Source organism: Neobacillus nitrireducens (genome assembly GCF_030915405.1).
Lineage (GTDB): Bacteria > Bacillota > Bacilli > Bacillales > Cytobacillaceae > Neobacillus.
In genome coordinates this window covers 5,016,819-5,033,226 of the sequence record NZ_CP133262.1, presented here as the reverse complement: position 1 = coordinate 5,033,226, position 16,408 = coordinate 5,016,819, and the positions used below count along the sequence as shown (strand labels likewise).

General features: G+C 37.5%; 19 protein-coding genes and 1 other annotated feature. Of the genes, 6 read left to right on the top strand and 13 right to left on the bottom strand.

Annotated elements, in window-relative coordinates:
* Positions 1 to 251: 251 nt before the first annotated feature.
* The 5 genes from RCG22_RS24750 (at position 252) to yidC (ending at position 5,356) form a co-directional block, all read left to right on the top strand.
* Entirely contained in the window at positions 252 to 701 is a 450-nt protein-coding gene (locus RCG22_RS24750) for a cupredoxin domain-containing protein (RefSeq protein WP_308105084.1), read from the top strand.
* 334 nt (positions 702 to 1,035) lie between these two features.
* Entirely contained in the window at positions 1,036 to 3,261 is a 2,226-nt protein-coding gene (pflB, locus tag RCG22_RS24745; RefSeq protein ID WP_308107246.1) for a formate C-acetyltransferase, read from the top strand.
* A gap of 57 nt (positions 3,262 to 3,318) precedes the next feature.
* The gene (gene pflA / locus RCG22_RS24740; RefSeq protein ID WP_098262047.1) at positions 3,319 to 4,068 is read left to right on the top strand and encodes a pyruvate formate-lyase-activating protein; all 750 of its coding nucleotides are present in this window, start codon (positions 3,319 to 3,321) and stop codon (positions 4,066 to 4,068) included.
* A 171-nt stretch (positions 4,069 to 4,239) separates the two neighbouring features.
* Positions 4,240 to 4,533 carry a hypothetical protein gene (locus tag RCG22_RS24735; RefSeq protein ID WP_098262048.1) on the top strand — a complete coding sequence of 98 codons (294 nt, stop codon included), beginning with the start codon at positions 4,240 to 4,242 and terminating at the stop codon, positions 4,531 to 4,533.
* Positions 4,534 to 4,561: 28 nt separating this feature from the next.
* On the top strand, positions 4,562 to 5,356 hold the full coding sequence (yidC, locus tag RCG22_RS24730; RefSeq protein WP_308105083.1) for a membrane protein insertase YidC: 795 nt from the start codon (positions 4,562 to 4,564) through the stop codon (positions 5,354 to 5,356).
* Positions 5,357 to 5,395: 39 nt separating this feature from the next.
* On the opposite strand, the gene RCG22_RS24725 is transcribed toward yidC, so the two are convergent.
* The 4 genes from RCG22_RS24725 to RCG22_RS24710 all read right to left on the bottom strand — a co-directional run bounded on the left by RCG22_RS24725 (position 5,396) and on the right by RCG22_RS24710 (position 7,075).
* Complete coding sequence (locus tag RCG22_RS24725) at positions 5,396 to 5,749, bottom strand: fluoride efflux transporter FluC (RefSeq protein WP_308105082.1); 354 nt, start codon at positions 5,747 to 5,749, stop codon at positions 5,396 to 5,398.
* Positions 5,746 to 6,138: a fluoride efflux transporter CrcB gene (crcB, locus tag RCG22_RS24720; protein WP_308105081.1), complete on the bottom strand. Its 393-nt coding sequence runs from the start codon at positions 6,136 to 6,138 to the stop codon at positions 5,746 to 5,748. Before crcB ends, RCG22_RS24725 begins: the two co-directional genes overlap by 4 nt.
* Positions 6,139 to 6,219: 81 nt before the next feature.
* A complete protein-coding gene (locus RCG22_RS24715; protein ID WP_308105080.1) occupies positions 6,220 to 6,810 on the bottom strand; it encodes a GNAT family N-acetyltransferase in 591 nt (196 codons plus the stop codon).
* Between the two features lie 61 nt (positions 6,811 to 6,871).
* Positions 6,872 to 7,075 carry a DUF6501 family protein gene (locus tag RCG22_RS24710; protein WP_066256629.1) on the bottom strand — a complete coding sequence of 68 codons (204 nt, stop codon included), beginning with the start codon at positions 7,073 to 7,075 and terminating at the stop codon, positions 6,872 to 6,874.
* A 229-nt stretch (positions 7,076 to 7,304) separates the two neighbouring features.
* Here RCG22_RS24710 and sda point away from each other — a divergent pair, with 229 nt between their 5' ends.
* Entirely contained in the window at positions 7,305 to 7,439 is a 135-nt protein-coding gene (sda, locus tag RCG22_RS24705; RefSeq protein ID WP_098262054.1) for a sporulation histidine kinase inhibitor Sda, read from the top strand.
* Positions 7,440 to 7,486: 47 nt separating this feature from the next.
* Here the strand turns inward: sda and mnmH are convergent, their stop codons facing one another.
* The 9 genes from mnmH to trpE all read right to left on the bottom strand — a co-directional run bounded on the left by mnmH (position 7,487) and on the right by trpE (position 15,920).
* Positions 7,487 to 8,578 carry a tRNA 2-selenouridine(34) synthase MnmH gene (gene mnmH, locus RCG22_RS24700; protein ID WP_308105079.1) on the bottom strand — a complete coding sequence of 364 codons (1,092 nt, stop codon included), beginning with the start codon at positions 8,576 to 8,578 and terminating at the stop codon, positions 7,487 to 7,489.
* A 203-nt stretch (positions 8,579 to 8,781) separates the two neighbouring features.
* Positions 8,782 to 9,357, bottom strand: a complete 576-nt coding sequence (locus RCG22_RS24695) for a hypothetical protein (RefSeq protein ID WP_308105078.1) — start codon at positions 9,355 to 9,357, stop codon at positions 8,782 to 8,784.
* Positions 9,358 to 9,523: 166 nt separating this feature from the next.
* On the bottom strand, positions 9,524 to 10,309 hold the full coding sequence (gene trpA / locus RCG22_RS24690) for a tryptophan synthase subunit alpha (RefSeq protein ID WP_308105077.1): 786 nt from the start codon (positions 10,307 to 10,309) through the stop codon (positions 9,524 to 9,526).
* A 3-nt stretch (positions 10,310 to 10,312) separates the two neighbouring features.
* Entirely contained in the window at positions 10,313 to 11,512 is a 1,200-nt protein-coding gene (gene trpB, locus RCG22_RS24685; RefSeq protein ID WP_308105076.1) for a tryptophan synthase subunit beta, read from the bottom strand.
* A gap of 5 nt (positions 11,513 to 11,517) precedes the next feature.
* Positions 11,518 to 12,135 carry a phosphoribosylanthranilate isomerase gene (locus tag RCG22_RS24680; protein ID WP_308105075.1) on the bottom strand — a complete coding sequence of 206 codons (618 nt, stop codon included), beginning with the start codon at positions 12,133 to 12,135 and terminating at the stop codon, positions 11,518 to 11,520.
* Positions 12,132 to 12,923 (bottom strand): indole-3-glycerol phosphate synthase TrpC, encoded by a 792-nt coding sequence (gene trpC / locus RCG22_RS24675; RefSeq protein WP_308105074.1) that lies wholly within the window; start codon positions 12,921 to 12,923, stop codon positions 12,132 to 12,134. The genes RCG22_RS24680 and trpC overlap by 4 nt, the downstream gene beginning before the upstream one ends.
* On the bottom strand, positions 12,924 to 13,952 hold the full coding sequence (trpD, locus tag RCG22_RS24670) for an anthranilate phosphoribosyltransferase (RefSeq protein WP_098262061.1): 1,029 nt from the start codon (positions 13,950 to 13,952) through the stop codon (positions 12,924 to 12,926). It lies immediately after the preceding gene.
* Entirely contained in the window at positions 13,924 to 14,535 is a 612-nt protein-coding gene (locus tag RCG22_RS24665; protein ID WP_098262062.1) for an anthranilate synthase component II, read from the bottom strand. The genes trpD and RCG22_RS24665 overlap by 29 nt, the downstream gene beginning before the upstream one ends.
* Positions 14,532 to 15,920 carry an anthranilate synthase component I gene (trpE, locus tag RCG22_RS24660; protein WP_308105073.1) on the bottom strand — a complete coding sequence of 463 codons (1,389 nt, stop codon included), beginning with the start codon at positions 15,918 to 15,920 and terminating at the stop codon, positions 14,532 to 14,534. Before trpE ends, RCG22_RS24665 begins: the two co-directional genes overlap by 4 nt.
* A gap of 60 nt (positions 15,921 to 15,980) precedes the next feature.
* Positions 15,981 to 16,232, bottom strand: a binding site (T-box leader).
* Between the last annotated feature and the right edge of the window lie 176 nt (positions 16,233 to 16,408).

Genomic DNA, 16,408 nt, shown 5'->3' with positions numbered 1-16,408 from the left:
ACCTTCAAATTATTCATTTTATTCCTCATTTTACTATAAACTTTTCAACAGTAAAAACAAAGAAATACATTTTCAAAGTTCTAAGTATTTATCCCCATTGTAGACATTTTTTTTACTGTTCAACCATGAAAAAAGGCCAAGTTCAACGAGATATATTTTTCAAATAGAGCACAAACTTACAAAAAAGAGACAAGTTTCCTAACCTACTAAGCATAAGAATAAAGTAGGACAAATATCCGAGGAGGTATGAAATGAAATTTGTAGTCTTTAAAAAGGAAACACTCCTATTTTTTTTAGCTATTGGTGTTGTACTTTTTTCCCTATCCGCATGGTTTATGTTAAAAGCCGGAGATGCAACTGTCTTTAACCAGGAAGGAAAAGGTATCCGCGAAATTCACATGGTTACTGCTGAATTTAGTACAAAAATGGAAAATGGGAAAGAAATGGAGGCTTATCGCTGGGATCCCGGTACAGTCTTCATGGAAAAAGGGGAAAAGGTGCGGTTATTAATTAGTGGGATAAACGGCGAGGAGCATCCCTTTTATATAGAAGGTACTAAAATAAAAGGGCTGGTGAAAAAAGGTGAAGAAACGGTTGTACCGCTTCAGTTTGAAAAAGAAGGTACTTATCGATTGATTTGTAAGGTTCATTCCGACCGCGCTAAAAATGGTCCAATGATTGCTTATATAGTAGTGGATTAAGGCAGGAGATCTTCTCCTGCTTTTTTCATTTGGGTAGTTAGTTCTGCTTGGATAGTTAATGCTATTAACAACTTGTAAACAAAGCTTTCTTCTTATATAACAGATTCCAAATTAGGTTAAATAATTATAGTACAGTTTTTGATAGTTTTTCTGAACTCTCTAATAACAAACTCTGAAATTCCAAAGAAATCCTTTTAAATAGGACTTCACAAAACCTTAACAATTAGTTACTAATATACGTACCTTTTTTCACAAATTATCTGTTATACTCTATTCATAAAGGAAATACCAAAACTGTTATATAGTTTTCATAAAAAATATGAGGTGAAAAATGATGGAACATTGGAATGGATTTACTAAAGGTGTTTGGTCAACAGAAGTTAACGTTCGAGATTTTATCCTTAAAAACTTTACTCCTTTTGAAGGAGATGATTCTTTCTTATCAGGTCCTACTGAAGCAACTACGAAGCTTTGGGAACAAGTAATGGAATTAACTAAGCAAGAGCGTGAAAATGGCGGCGTGTTAGATATGGACACCGAAACCGTTTCTACTATTACTTCCCATGGTCCTGGTTACCTTAATGAAGATCTTGAAAAAATAGTTGGTGTACAAACCGATAAGCCTTTTAATCGTTCAATGCAGCCGTTTGGTGGAATCCGCATGGCGAAAGCAGCTTGTGAAGCTTACGGATATCAATTAAACCCTGAAATTGAAAAATTCTTTACTGACTTACGTAAAACTCATAATCAAGGTGTTTTCGATGCTTATACAGATGAAATGATGCTTGCTCGTAAAGCAGCCATTATTACAGGACTTCCTGATGCATATGGCCGTGGCCGTATTATTGGCGATTATCGTCGAGTTGCATTATATGGTGTAAACTTCTTAATTCAAGAAAAGCAAAAAGATCAAAAGAATACTAGTAAGGTAATGACTGAAGATAATATGCGTTTACGCGAGGAACTTGCTGAACAAATCCGCGCTTTAAAAGAACTAAAGGAAATGGCTAACAGCTATGGTTTTGATATCAGCCAGCCTGCAAAAAATGCGGTTGAAGCATTCCAGTTTGTCTACTTTGGTTACTTAGCTGCAATTAAAGAACAAAACGGTGCTGCGATGAGCCTTGGTCGTGTATCAACATTCTTAGATATTTATGTAGAAAGAGACTTACAAAACGGAACATTAACTGAAGAAGCGGTTCAAGAAATTGTTGACCACTTTATTATGAAGCTTCGTCTTGTTAAATTTGCTCGTACACCAGATTATAATGAATTATTCAGTGGAGACCCTACATGGGTAACAGAATCCATTGGCGGTATGGCAAATGATGGTCGTTCACTTGTAACGAAAAACTCATTCCGTTTCCTTCATACATTAGAAAACTTAGGTGCTGCACCAGAACCGAATTTAACAGTATTATGGTCCCCACAGTTACCTGAAAACTTTAAAAAGTATTGTGCCAATATGTCGATTAAAACTAGCTCGATTCAATATGAAAACGACGACATTATGCGTCCTGAATATGGCGATGATTATGGAATTGCCTGCTGTGTATCAGCAATGGAAATTGGTAAGCAAATGCAGTTCTTCGGTGCTCGTGCAAACCTTGCTAAAGCCCTTCTTTACTCGATTAATGGCGGCGTGGATGAAAAATTAAAAATCCAAGTTGGACCACAATATCAGCCAATTACTTCTGAAGTATTAAATTATGAGGAAGTAATGCAGAAGTTTGATCTAATGATGGAATGGCTTGCTGGTCTATATATTAATACATTAAATGTTATTCACTATATGCATGATAAATACAGCTATGAAAGAATTGAAATGGCTCTTCATGATACGAAGATCCTTCGTACGATGGCAACAGGTATTGCTGGCCTATCCGTTGTTGCTGACTCACTTAGTGCCATTAAATATGGTGAAGTTAAAGTAATCCGTGATGAAAATGGGCTTGCAGTTGATTTTGAAACAACTGGTGACTTCCCTAAATACGGAAACAATGATGACCGTGTCGATGAGATTGCTGTTGAAGTTCTTAAGACATTCATGAAAAAACTTCGCAAGCATCAAACGTACCGTGACTCAGTTCATACCCTTTCTATCTTGACGATTACATCAAATGTGGTATATGGTAAGAAAACTGGTAACACTCCTGATGGCCGTCGTATGGGAGAACCGTTTGCACCGGGTGCTAACCCAATGCATGGACGTGACACAAAAGGAACATTAGCTTCCCTATCTTCCGTTGCAAAGCTTCCTTACAACTATGCAATGGATGGAATTTCAAATACCTTCTCTATCGTTCCTAAAGCATTAGGTAAAGAAGAAGAAAGCCAAGTACGCAACCTAGTATCAATCCTAGATGGTTATGCCATCAAAGCAGGTCATCATTTAAATGTTAACGTCTTTAATCGCGAAACACTAATTGATGCAATGGAACACCCAGAGCTTTATCCACAATTAACTATCCGTGTCTCTGGTTATGCAGTTAACTTTATTAAATTAACAAAAGAACAACAATTAGATGTAATTAATCGTACATTCCACGAGTCACTATAAGAACAAAACCGGGGCCCTTTAAGTAGGGCTCCGGTTATACTAAGGGGGATCATCATCATGAACGGAAATATTCATTCAATTGAAACATTAGGGACAGTCGACGGACCAGGAATCCGTTATGTAATTTTCACACAAGGCTGCCTATTAAGGTGCCAGTTTTGCCATAATGCTGATACTTGGGAAATCGGCACTGGCAAAGAAATGGCTGTTTCCGATATCATGGATGATCTTATGTCCTACCTCCCTTTTATTCAATCTTCGGGCGGAGGAATTACCGTAAGTGGTGGGGAACCATTGTTGCAAATTCCTTTCTTAACGGAATTGTTCAAGGAATGCAAAAAGAAAGGAATTCATACGACCATTGATTCATCCGGCGGCTGCTTTTCCCATTCCAAGCTTTTTATCGAACAGCTTGAAGAACTCTTGCAGTATACCGATTTAGTTCTTCTTGATTTAAAGCATATTAATCGTAAAAAGCATATCCAGTTAACTGGAATGGCTAATGATCATATTCTAGAATTTGCAACGTTTTTATCAGACCATCAAGTTCCAATATGGGTGCGTCATGTACTTGTCCCTACCGTTACCGATGAACCGGAAGATCTAGAAAAACTTGGCGAGTTCATTGGTACACTTAAAAACGTCCAAAAGATTGAAATCTTGCCGTATCACAAACTCGGAGTGTATAAGTGGGAAGCACTTGGACATGAATATCAACTTAATTCTGTTGAACCCCCTAGCGAAGAAAAAGTCGAGTTTGCTTATAAATTGATTACAGCACACTGGAAGGCACCGATCGAACACTGATTCACTACTGAATCAGTGTTTTTTTAAAGTAAGAAGGTTTCAGTAGTCAATTTTTCTTTTTTAGTAATTAGTAATGTCTTCAAAATATGGCATTAAAGCAATTATTAAATTGATTCTTTTTCCTATCTCAGATATACTCATATCATTGACATTTAAGTGAGGTGATAATATTTGTTTCAATTGCTTATTGATAGTTCAGATATCAATGCCCTAAACGCTCTATACGTAAGTATCTTTTTAGGAATCGCATTAAAATTATTATGGGCATGGAGTGTGGAGTATTCTTTTGTTGGTTCCTTATCTGATCCGGCAAGGACAAATATCACTCACCCATTAGTTCTTTACCGAAAGAAAAGTTGTTTAAATGGAAGCTTTATTCTGAAAAGAATTGTTATATATTTTCGTAGAAAAGAATATTCTCAGGATGATACCGAAGAACCTATTTCCTCCCTATTCGCTTATTAAATATATTCACAACATTTTAGGAGGAAATATGAAAACAAAACGCTCTTCACTATTACTATTCTCACTGCTCGGCTTAACCACATTATTATTATCAGCTTGTTCATCTCAAGCACAAAAAGGAACGAACAATAATGGATTTTTCCAACATTACGTTGTCAATCCTTTTTCAATATCTATCCATTCCGTTGCGGAATTCTTTAATGGAAACTACGGTTTGGCGATCATTCTTGTTACTATAATTATCAGACTTGCGTTAATGCCGTTTATGCTTAGGCAGTATAAAAATCAAATGGGTATGAAAGAAAAGATGGATGTCTTAAAGCCTGAAATGGACGTTATTCAAACAAGGATGAAAACGGAAAAGGATCCTAAGAAGAAACAAGAACTTCAAGCTGAAATGATGGGCCTTTATAAAAAGCATAATGTTAATCCATTAAATATGGGCTGTTTGCCATTGATCATTCAAATGCCTATTTTGACTGGCTTCTATTATGCGATTCGCGGTTCACAAGAGATAAAAACCCACGAGTTTTTATGGTTTAGTCTGGGAAATCCGGATATCATTATTACAATTATTGCTGGGGTTATATACTATTTTCAGTTTAAAGTTTCCCAGTCCAATATGCCTTCTGCTCAGCAAGCCCAAATGAAATACATGGGATTAATGTCACCCTTAATGATTGTCATGTTTTCTTTTAATGCTCCTGCAGCCCTGCCTCTTTATTGGGTAGTTGGCGGTACATTCTTAATTGTTCAAACAATGATCAGCAAATCCCTTTATCAAACGAATAAGACACCGAAAGTTCAAGTTAAACAAAAATAAATTTTTTGTAAAAAAGAAGCATCATCGAATGCTTCTTTTTTATATCTTCCTTCCTAACCAAAGCCCACAAAAAGCCAGTATGATCCCTATCGTGTAACTGCTTAGCAAATAACCGTAATACAACTTTTTCTTATTTTCTATATTAAGTTTTATGGCATCAAGCATTAAGGTTGAAAACGTCGTAAACGAGCCCATAAATCCAATTCCCAACAAAGAATATAAAGACCCCTGTACATGTAAACCGAATAAGAGACCTAAAAGAAAAGCACCAATTAAATTGACTGTTAGCGTACCAATAGGAAAACCTTTGTTATTGTACATTGATTGGTTAATTTTAAAACGGGCAATTGCCCCTATAAACCCCCCAATTGAAATAAATAATATCTCTTTCATAGAACGCTCCTAGTTTTATTTACTTGCTCACCAAGTTTCATTCCTGCCTTAACAAAAAAGAGTCCCCCTAATAAACTAGCAAATAAATAAAGGACACCAAATATGATTTTTCCTGTTTCAAATAAATGAACCGTTTCAAAGCAAAATGTTGAAAAGGTTGTAAATGAACCAATGACACCAGTGGTAAGTGCAGTCTTCAGATAAGGATGAATCTTATTGGAACCCACAAAATAATTTGTCATAAAACCAAGCAAAAAGGCACCAGTTACATTAATAAAAAGGGTTCCGATTGGAAATTCCTTTCCCCCGATTGCCACTGCCATTACTGATAATAAATATCGGAACAAACTGCCGGCAATCCCACCCAGTCCAACCCAGAAATAAATCACGGTTTCACCCCTAGTACAAATTCAATAAATGTTCCTATTATTATTAACCATATTGATTGGTTAAGATAGTCGTGCATCTTCTCATCTTTGCAATTTTATATTTAATTGTGTGCTTACTTCCTTCCATTCATCACAAAGGATACTAAAAAAGACTGTATCCCTTACGTGGCCATCTGATATGATTCGATCCTTCCGTAATACGCCTTCTTTTACGGCACCAATTCTAGCTATTGCATATTGAGATCGTATATTTCGGGAATCCGTTTTTAATTGAACACGAGTAAGTTTCCATACCTCAAATGCATGATTTAATAAAAGAAATTTACATTCTGTATTTACTTTTGTCCGCCACACATCGGGGTGATACCACGTCGAGCCAATTTCCGCACTGTTATGTTGTGGGAGTATATCTAGAAATCGGGTACTGCCAATCACTCGATTTTCATTGTTTACAACGGTGAAAGTGTATTCTGTTCCATTTTCTCTGGCTTTTAATGAAGCTATTATCATATCTTCCATTTCTTTTTTCGAGCGAACCTTTGTGGCCATATACGTCCAGATTTCATCTGGTTTGGCCGCATCCCACAAGGCCTCTAAATGGTCCATGCTAATTGGAATTAATTTTACTATTTCCCCTTGTAACGAAAATAGTTCGTCCCACAATTTAGTCATTTTTCTATCCCCTTTTTTCCATAAGAAAAGACTGCGGCCTATACTCCACAGTCCTGTTTATTTATGCATCCTGGAAATACTCCTTGTAAAAACCGCCTACTTTTCCAGTATTATCAATAATGTAATAAAATTCTTCCGTCTCATTTTTTACATCATAAATTTTTCCAGCCGTTAAGGCATTATTGACTAGAAATTTTTTCGCATCCGTATGAACGCATTTTATTTTCTTAACTGTTTCACGATCACGCCATGATAGATGAATCATTGTTGCCACCGTTCCTTTCGGTCATTGTCCAATTTCTAGTATAATCAATACCACCACAGTTGTGCAACCAGGGAATAATTAAAATTTTTTAAAATAAAATCGGTTTTTAGTTTTTAAATGTGAACTATTTTAAAATTTTATTAACTTTTGGTTCTCAAAACGAGTAAAAACCATTACAATTATAAAAACTGAATATTCAATCCACTTTTCCGAGGAGGCATTCATAAAAATGAAAATTATGAGTAATGAGCAGTTAGTTTTTTCGTATCGGGATGCATTAAAGTCTGACAAGGAAAAAGAATGGCTTAAAATCTTAAAGGATGAAATCAAACGACGTGGCTTAAAACCATTTAAAAATCGATAGCATAAACCCAATGAAAAAACCGCTGACAGGATTCAGCGGTTTTTCAATCATTTTATCATACGATTATAAACATTTAATTCCTGTATAGGATAAAAGGATAATTGATTAAGCCTTGCAGCAATTTTTTCTGCTGCATCACTTGGGTGTTCGGCATATATTTCAAAGAATTCCCCTTCATACTCTTGTTTTGCATGGTCGTAGCGTGGATCATAATAATGTTCAAGCAAAATTCGAATCATTTCAGGATAATTTCGAGCAGTTAACGTATCTATGAGTGATTTTTTAATGTCAGCATCCTTAACCCGTCTTAATACCTTTTCAATCCCATTAGAAATCTTATCGAAATACCATGTTTCCTCCTGGTATGGCTCTACATACTCGGAAACAAGATGTTTTACCCGTTGATCAATAGGGGTGCTCAGATTGATGTTAATACCTTCCATTTTTTTATCCATTAATTCTTCAGATTGAACAGCTTTTCCAATTCTTTTGCTTTCTGCTTCAACTAGAAAATACTCGGCATCTTTTATGTCTAGAAGTCCCTTAAATAAAAGGGAATCAAAGGTCTTTTGGTTATGGCCGTCACTAAGACCAATCGTTCCGAATATCGACCCACGGTGCCCCGCCATCTCTTCAAGGTCTAGGATAGGATATCCCTTCTTGTTCAATATCTTTAAGACCTCTGTTTTTCCAACACCTGTTAATCCATGGAGGACGATTGCTTTGTTAGGAAGCATGGTCGGCAGTTGTCCAAGAATATATTGGCGGTATGCTTTATAACCACCTACTAAACGCCATGAATAAATTCCGGCAAACTCTAAAAATGTAACCACAGCCTTACTTCGCATTCCACCGCGCCAGCAATGGATTATAAGCTCTGTATCATTTGACACGCATTTCTTTATCGTTTGAAGGAGTTCGGGAATTTTCGGAGAGACAATCTCCATTGCTCTCCATTTAGCAATTGCTGCTCCTTCTTGTTTGTAAATAGTTCCGATTATTTGCCGTTCCTCATCTGTAAATAAGGGAACATTGATTGCCCCTGGAATTGCCCCATCTTTAAACTCAATCGGTGAGCGTATATCAATGATCACTTGGTTCTTTATTGTAAAAAGATCTTCAACCGACATTTCTTTCATCTAATTTACGCTCCTTGTACAAGTAAATTTTCATAAAAATGAAATATTTAATAAAAACAAACAAAACTTCCACAACGGGAAGTTTCAGAAAAATAAATATAATCATCAAGATATTTTCTTAATATGGTATAAACTCATTATACAGGATATATCTTTAGCTTTCAAGAAGCTGGGAATTACTGGTTGGGTTCGATATTCATCTACTAATGAAATGGTGTACCTGTTAATTTTTCAACTGCATTACAAAACTGATCCCAGTTTTCCGGAAAGCTTTTAGTTCCTTCACTTACATAAACTTTACCTTTTGTAATTAACTTTACAGACCAGTATTTCCCTTCGATAATTATTCCGTCTTCACTTCGATAGGTTGGTTTCCACTCCCAGATATTCATACTATAAAGTTCTCTTTTAAATTCTTCCAGGTCGCCAGGAGCAATCGCTTGGAAATCCGAAAAGGGCTGAAGATTTTCTTTATTTCGCCAGACCAAAGCTGCAAAACGATTCTTCACGAAATTAACGCGAACTTGGTAAGAAATGTCACCAAAACTTTCAAGAGAAGCAATTAATGAAAATGGATATTTATCTGGGTGAATTGAAATTCTTCCGCCGTTCACGCGAAATAAATCCTTTTTTCTTGTGACAATCGATATAATCTGTGCTGGAAGGATTGGTTTTTCGCGATTTGAACTAAGGACGTGATTGACCTCTTGGCAAATTGCCGGAATAGGTAATGGTCCTTTTTCTTCTAGAATAGAAAGTATCGTTTCATAAACCTTCATAATCCCTCATCCTTACTAAATGCTGGTTAGTTTAGCCGTTAAGCAACAGCCGTTTAAAAAACAATTCCGTAAACTATATTATAGTAATAATAGGGGATTCTCGCAGTAACAAATGACACGTTGTACTAAAAAGGTCTACTCACTTGGAAGAGAGTAGACCTTTTTCCTATACGATTTCTGATTTTGATTTAAACACTGACATCAACTTTTCTAGCTCTAGCAGGTTTTGACTGTTAAATAAATCGACAATTTTACTACCGACAATAACTCCATCACAGTATTTTGTTAAGTCTAGTATTTGATCTTGACTTGAAATACCGAAGCCGGCCAGTACAGGAATGGGACTCACTTCTTTTATTGCCAATAAAAATTGATTCAATTCTGAATCATATTCATTTCTTGCCCCCGTAATCCCCTTTATGGTAACTGTATATAAAAAGCCTTTTCCCTTGCTTGAAATGGTCTTAATTCTCTCCATCGGTGTTGTGAGCGTAACAAGTCGAATCAATTCTATTTCCGCCTCTTCAAGCTGAGGAGTAATAATTTCCTCCTCTTCGATTGGCAAATCGGGAATAATACACCCGTCCACACCGGCTAGGCGAATATCTTTGACAAATTCATTGATGCCATAGGAATAAATGGGATTCAAGTAGGTCATCAATAGGATTGGAACAGAAACCTCTTGTCTCGCTTTTCTTATTTCTGCAATAATCCCCTTTAAAGTGGTTCCGTTCTCAAGTGCCCGAATGCCAGCCCGTTGAATGGTTGGCCCATCGGCAACAGGGTCTGAAAAAGGGACTCCAACTTCAATAGCAGTTGCACCATTTCTCTCCAATATTATTAGGCGGTCAACCAAACAATCCAACCCGCCATCCCCTGCCATTATGTAGGGTACAAAAGCTTTTTTATTGTTTTTTTTCAATGCTGAAAATGCTTGTTCGAAACGGTTCATTATTTATCTCTCCTCTCTTAGCCTAGTTTTCACAGTATCAACATCTTTATCTCCGCGACCTGATAGACACACGACGATGTTTTTTGACTTATCCATTTCTGCAGCAAGTTTTACAGCAAAAGCAATTGCATGTGCACTCTCTAATGCAGGAATGATCCCTTCAAGTTTCGATAAAAGCTGAAATGCTTCTAACGCTTCTTTATCAGTAATCGAGTGATAGGCTGCTCGACCAATGTCATGTAAATAGCTATGTTCTGGTCCAACGCCAGGATAATCAAGGCCAGCTGAAATGGAGTGCGCTTCTTGAATTTGACCATCTTGATTCTGTAAGAGATACATCAGTGCACCATGTAATACACCCGGACTTCCTTTTGTTAACGATGCGGCATGATATTCTGTATCAACTCCCTGACCTGCAGCTTCCACTCCATATAGACTGACGCTCTCATCCTCAATAAACGGGTAGAACATCCCCATTGCATTGCTTCCACCGCCAATACAGGCGACCAAGGCATCTGGAAGCATTCCTTCACATAATTGGAATTGTTGTTTTGTTTCCTTTCCAATCACACTTTGAAAATCTCTTACCATTTGTGGAAAAGGGTGTGGTCCCATAACAGAACCCAATAAATAGTGGGTATCATCTACATTTTCTACCCAGTATCTTAAGGCTTCGTTTACTGCATCTTTTAATGTTGCACTTCCAGAAGTAACACTGACGACCCTTGCACCCAGCAGTTCCATTCGAAATACATTTAGTGCCTGCCTTTTGATATCTTCTTCCCCCATAAAAACGATACAATCAAGATTTAATAAAGCGCAAACGGTGGCAGTTGCGACACCATGCTGACCTGCGCCTGTTTCAGCAACAATTTTCTTCTTTCCCATTCGTACCGCAAGGAGTGCCTGCCCAATGGCATTGTTAATTTTATGAGCTCCAGTATGGTTTAAATCTTCTCTTTTCAGAAAAATTTTAGCTCCTCCCGCATGGCGGGTTAAGTTTTCTGCATAGTACAATGGCGTTTCTCTACCCACATAGTTTTTTAACAACTGCCCTATCTCGGCTTGAAAGGAAGGATCCTTTTTGGCACTTTCATAGGCCTCACTAAGTTCGATTACTGCCTTCATTAATGTTTCCGGGACAAATCTTCCTCCAAAAATACCGAAGTGTCCACTTTCATTTGGTAATGTATATGTGTTCATTCCCTTTACCTCCCCACAAATGTGCTTTTTGCTATATTAATAAATGCTTGAATCTTTTTTAAATCCTTCTTCCCCTCAGTTTCTACGCCTGAGCTTACATCTACCATGAAGGGCCTAATAATTTTTATTGCCTCTTCAACATTGTCTGCATGCAACCCGCCGGCAAGGATAATTTTTTTGCTAGAAAGCAAATGAGGATTTACCTCATTCCAATTAAATACCTTCCCATTTCCACCTCTGTATTTCCCTTTGGGGCTGTCTAGCAGGATGAAGTCATTTGATAAATCAGCCAAAGCCGCTAAACTTTCATTCCCTTGAAAACTAATGGCTTTTATGACTGGCAGTGAAAGAGATTCACTGAATGACGCACTTTCGTCTCCGTGTAATTGAATATGTGTAAGCCCAACAGCAGAAGCGATTGTTTCTATGCTCTCTCTTGTTTCATTGACAAACACACCGACCTTAAAGACCTCTTTAGGCAAATGTGCAATAATTTCTTTTGCTTTCTCAATGGAAATCCTGCGTTTACTTTCAGCAAACACAAACCCTAGCGCATCTGCCCCGTATTCAGCGGCCGCAATCCCCGTCTCAACATCGGTTATTCCACAAATTTTCACTTTCATCTTTTTACACCTTCTTTAAGAGGGATGCGAAAGTCCGAAAAGGATTGCTTTACATCTGAACTTTTCATCAAAGCCTCTCCAACTAATATCCCGTTTGCTCCTGCATTCCTGACTCGCTTTACATCCTCTGGATGTTGAATTCCGCTCTCACTAATAAGATAAGCCCCAGAGTTTATTACGGTAGAAGCTAAATTTTCTGTTACTTCCAGCGAAACTTGAAACGTTTTTAAGTCCCGATTATTCACGCCAATCAGCTTTGCGCCCATTTTCAGGGCCCTATCGAGTTCCTGCTCATTATGGACCTCAACTAATACCTCCAAGCCTAAGCTTTTAGCATATTCAAAAAGGTCTCGCAAGCTATCATTATCTAAAGCTGCTACTATTAATAAAATAATATCTGCCCCATGAAACGCAGCAAAATTAATTTGGAGCCGATCAATGATAAAATCCTTACATAGAATTGGCAGGTTTACTTTACTCCGAACTGCTTTTAAATCGGAGAAGGACCCTTTAAAAAAGGTTTGGTCTGTAAGGACAGAAATGGCTGAAGCACCATACTCTTCGTATATCGAAGCCTGATAGGATGGCTCAATTGTGTTGTTAATAATTCCTTTTGATGGAGATGCGCGCTTAAATTCAGATATAATCGATATTTCACCGGCTGTATGCAGCTTTTGTATAAAAGACCTTTTAGGGAGAACAGTATCTAGTATTGGTTGGTTTCCTTCTCGAAGGAGAAGGACCTCTTTTCTCTTTTCATCAATGATTTTATCTAAGATTGTTGCCACTTATATCGCCTCTTTCTGACCTGCTGCATTTGATTTCTCAATCACCTTGTTTAATTTTTCATATGCGGCTCCAGAATCAATAATTTCACTCGCTATTTGGATACCTTCCTTAATGGAGTTTGCTCTCCCCGCTGTGTATATACCAAGTCCCGAATTAAGTAGTACTGTATCTCGGTACGCACCTTTTTCTCCTTTTAAGACTTTGATTAATATTTCAGCATTCTCCTTGGAGTCCCCACCTTTAATATTGCTGTTATCGTATTGAGGGAGATTCACTTCTTCAGGATTAAATGACAGGTTGGTGATCTTCCCATCCTCTAAAATAGTTAAATGATTTTCACCCTGGAGTGATGCTTCATCCATAAAGCCAGCTCCATTAACGACAATGGCGCGCTTGCGGCCCAACTTTTGAAGAACTTCAGCAAACACATTTAAAAGATCTCTACGATACACACCTAGCAATTGATAGTCCAACTCAATCGGATTAGTTAGCGGACCGATAAAATTAAATATAGTTGGAATCTTAAGTTGTTTGCGAACCATCATTACTTTCTTCAATTTGGGATGAACATTAGGTGCGAATAAGAAGGATATTCCGATTTCCTGTAGAATTTCTTCCGTTCTTTGCGCAGATAGATTTAAATTTACTCCTAAATATTCAAGGACATCGGCACTGCCTGTTTTGCTTGAGACACTCCTGTTTCCATGTTTGGCTACAGGGATTCCGGCACTAGCAATAACAAACGCTGAAGTGGTACTCACATTAAAACTCGAAGACCCGTCTCCTCCGGTCCCACAATTATCAAGAACACCTGAAAATTCCTCTTTAAATTTCAATGTATTTGCTTTCATGGCTTTTACAATCCCGGTAATTTCTTCGACTGTTTCTCCTTTTGATTTCAAACCCATTAAAAAGGCAGCAATTTCAGATTCTGAAACTTCCTCACCCAAAATAAAATTAACGGCTTCTTTCATCTGGTTTTCAGAGAATGATTCATGTTCAGCTAATTGGAGTAAGTAATTCTTCATTTTTCTTCATCCTTTCTATCTCATTTAAAAAGTTCTTGATGATTTCCTTTCCCGAAGGAGTACCAATTGACTCAGGATGAAACTGGAGACCGTAAACAGGAAATTGACGATGTTTTATGGCCATAATTTCCTGATCCTCTTCAGAATATGCGATACACTCTAATACATCAGGAATACTACTTTTTTCAATAATTAATGAATGATACCTCATCACATCTACAGGGGTGGGAAGCCCTTTGAAAAGCCCTAAGCGATGATGCGAAATCATCGATGTTTTACCATGTTTGATGAGTGTTGCTCTTTGAATCTTTCCACCGAAGGAAGCTCCAATGGCCTGATGCCCAAGACAAATCCCTAAAATCGGGATTTTATCATAGAATGTTTGAATCAATTCAATACAAATCCCGGCTTTCTCCGGTTTCCCAGGCCCAGGGGAAAGAATAATTGCTTTTGGATTTAATTCTCTGATTTGTTCCATTGTTAGTTGATTATTTCTAAACACGGTAATTTGTTCCCCTAATTCTCCAAGATATTGATAGAGGTTGAATGTAAACGAATCAAAATTATCAATCAATAAAATCATTTCTCACCCTCCAAGAAAGAATTAAGTTTATTTATCGTCTCTAGATATTCCGACTCTGGATTCGAGTCATACACGATTCCCGCACCCGCTTGAATATAGGCCAAACCCTCTTTTAAAACCATGGTTCGAATGGCAAGGGCAAAATCCATATTTCCATCCGCTGATAAGTATCCTACCGCCCCTGAATATAAGCCTCGTTTTGATTTTTCCAACGAGTTAATAATCTCCATGGCCCGAACCTTTGGAGCCCCTGAAACGGTCCCGGCAGGAAGACAGGCCGCAAGAGCATCGATTGCAGTTTTATCTGTCGTTAATTGGCCGCTTACTTCTGACACAAGATGCATTACATGGCGGTATTTCTCTACTGTCATATACTTATCCACCTGGACCGTACCGAACTCGCTGATTTTCCCGAGATCATTCCTGCCAAGGTCGACAAGCATCTTATGCTCTGCAAGTTCCTTTTCATCATTTTTCAATTCCTTTTCTATCAGCAAATCTTCTTCAGTCGTTCTCCCTCGTCTTTTTGTTCCTGCGATGGGATTCGAAATGACTGTTCTTTCCCTTGTTTTAAGTAAGCTTTCGGGAGATGAACCAATAACGGTATATGCATCAAAATCAATATAAAACATATAAGGAGTGGGATTATTCGCACGATGCTTACGATAAAGTGATAAAGGTTCTCCGTTAAAGGTTGATTTCATTCGTCTTGAAAGAACCACTTGAAAAATATCACCAGCTAAAATATGTTCTTTGGCAATTTCTACATTCTTGATAAAGGTTTCTTTTGTTGTTTCTGAGACAAATCCAGAAAAATAAAACGGCTCGTCAGTTGCATAGAAAGTTGGCTTTTTTAGCTCCTCTATTCTTTCTTCAATTCTCTTCTCAATTAAAGCGTTATCGCTCTCCTTAGTTAAAGGACAACCACAAATCAAAACCTTATCTTCAAGGTGATCAAAGACAATGACTTCTTCATAAAACATTAAATGGACATCTGGCATCTCCATTCCGTTTGGATGTTCCTCTCCAATCACTTCATATTGCCTGATAATGTCATATCCCACATATCCTACAGCCCCTCCAATAAACGGAAAGGGAGATTCTTCATAATCTATGGGAGGGATAAGGTTTTTTAACACTTCGAGAGGGTTACCCTTTAATACTTCCTTGTCCCCATTCCTCGAAATAATTTCGTTGCTATCACCGCTCGAAATGAGCTCAAAGGCGGGATCAGCACCGATGAAGGAATATCTTCCAGAATCATTGTACTTATGGGAACTTTCCAATAAAAACTTCTTATTCCCACTCATTTTTTGTAAAATGGAGATTGGCGTAAGCGTGTCTCCTTTGATCTCCTTTATGAAATAACCAGTTTTAATTTCCATTTTCTGACTCCCTTCGAAAATAAAAAAAATCGTCCTCTATATGCGCAAAAATTTACGCATATAGAGGACGATTCTATGGTCGTGGTGCCACCTCCATTTGAAGCAGATAGAAAACCTGCTTCCTCTTCAGATACGGAACATTTTTGTTCGATATCCTATCCTTTTAACGGTGGAGCTCCGTGCATCCCTACTGATGATTTCAAGATGCCTCTCACAAGTCCATTCCACAAATCCATTCTTATCAGGCTCCCACCTACCCCGACTCTCTTGAAAGAATAAAATTAGTGTACTCCTCTTGCTCAACGAGTTAAGTATTAACAATTACTATTGATTGATATTTATCCTACGCAAAAATACCATTAATGTCAAGAGTAAATTTTAGAACATTCTAAATGGACAAAAACTTATGATTTTCCAAAACAGTTGTCATTTAGCTTATTCCAATTAAAGGAACCCTATTCCGGGTTTTTTTTTTATCAATAAGCTAA